Source organism: Pseudomonas sp. NBRC 111127, from assembly GCF_001320345.1.
Taxonomy (GTDB): Bacteria; Pseudomonadota; Gammaproteobacteria; order Pseudomonadales; family Pseudomonadaceae; genus Aquipseudomonas; species Aquipseudomonas juntendi.
Map to the genome: position 1 here is coordinate 1 of NZ_BCBD01000319.1, position 1,505 is coordinate 1,505.

2 protein-coding genes are annotated in these 1,505 nt (G+C 65.4%); both read right to left on the reverse strand.

Annotated features, from left to right (window positions below):
- Positions 1–1,014, reverse strand: a 1,014-nt coding sequence (locus tag APH30_RS27180) for a methyltransferase (RefSeq protein ID WP_054914251.1), incomplete at its 3' end; no start/stop codon positions are given.
- Positions 1,015–1,110: 96 nt separating this feature from the next.
- On the reverse strand, positions 1,111–1,505 hold a 395-nt coding region (locus tag APH30_RS27185), incomplete at its 5' end, for a LuxR C-terminal-related transcriptional regulator (protein ID WP_177333809.1).

Consider the following 1,505-nt stretch of genomic DNA (forward strand, 5'->3'; position numbering starts at 1 on the left):
GTACAGTGCCCCGCCCACCACCAACGCTTCGCGTGCCTGCTGGAACATGCGCCAGGCAAGAAAATCGCCAACCACCTGTTGCTGGTGGAACGGCGGGTTGCAGAGCACCACATCCAGCGACTGTTTCTCGACCCCGGCCAAGCCGTCGGCTGCTTCGAAGGTGGCCGGCCGCTCACCCAAGGCGGCGCGCCAGTTCTCCCGTGCCGATTGCACCGCCATGTACGACTCGTCCACCAAGGTGTACTCGGCATCCGGGTTGGCCAGGGCACTGGCAATGGCCAGCACCCCGTTGCCACAGCCCAGGTCTGCTACCCGCGCGCGGCCGAGATTGCGTGGCAGGTGCGGCAGGAACGCCCGTGTGCCGATATCCAAGCCCTCACGGCAGAACACGTTGGCATGGTTGAGCAATTCCAGCGCCGGCGTGTCCAGGCGGTAACGGCTAGGGTAGGGCGAGCGGGCCAGGGGCCGCTCTGCCAGCGTCGCGGTGAGCAGGCGGGCCTTCTTTTGCGCCAGCGAAGCCTGCACCGGGCCGATGTATTTCTCCAACAGGTCACCGGCCGCGCGTGGCAAGTGCTTGACCATTGCCCCGGCAATCACCTGCGCAGCGGGTGCCAGCTGCCCCTGCAGGCGAATCAGTTGCTCTTCGAGCAGGGCCAGGGTTTTAGGCACGCGCAGCAGCACCCGGTCGAACGGGCCCTGCCAGTGCTCGCTGGCTGGCACGAACGGCACGCTGTCGAACGGCAGGCCATTGCGCGCCAGGTTCTTTTCCAGGGCCATGTGCGCCAGGTGGGAGTCGCCGCTGCTGGTCACCTGCACCTTGCCAGCCAGGCTGGCGGCCACGGCCCCGAAGCTGTCGTTGAGCACCAGCACCCGGCAGTTGGCGTCAGGTGCCTGCGCGTGCAACTGCGCGAGCAGGTATTCGTCGGCGGCATCGAAAGCCTGCAAAGGGTCGTTGGCCTGTTCGGGCTGGCGGATCAGGTCGAGTTCGGCGTAAGGGGTGGTCAACAGGGGCATGGCGTCTGGCTCGGGTATGAAACTGCCCGTTGCGGTTCGCCCCGGGCTTTGCCAGGCGATTCTACAGGGCTTTGCCCCGGGTCGCAGGTCTGAAGGTCAGATCCAGCCGCGCAACGCGGCAATGGCGATGGCGCCAGCCTTGTTGGCGGCATTGGTCTTGGTGATCACGCTGCGGATATGGAAATTCACCGTGCTTTGCGACAACGACAGAATGCAGGCAACGTCGGCAGCGGTCTTGCCAGCGGCGGACCATTTCAGCACTTCCAGTTCACGCGCGCTCATCTTCGGTTGTGGCGGGCACAACGCGTTCAGGTGGTGTTCGCCGAGCACGGCATGCAGCGTGTGGCACAGCCACTGCACACTGCCGGCCTTCTCGTAGAGTTCGGTGATGTCGATGCTGCCCGCCGGGCGGGCCACGCTGATCTGGCTTTCGTTGTGTTGCAGGTCGTGCAGCGACTGCGTCCAACCGTGACGCAGGCCATGTTGGCAGG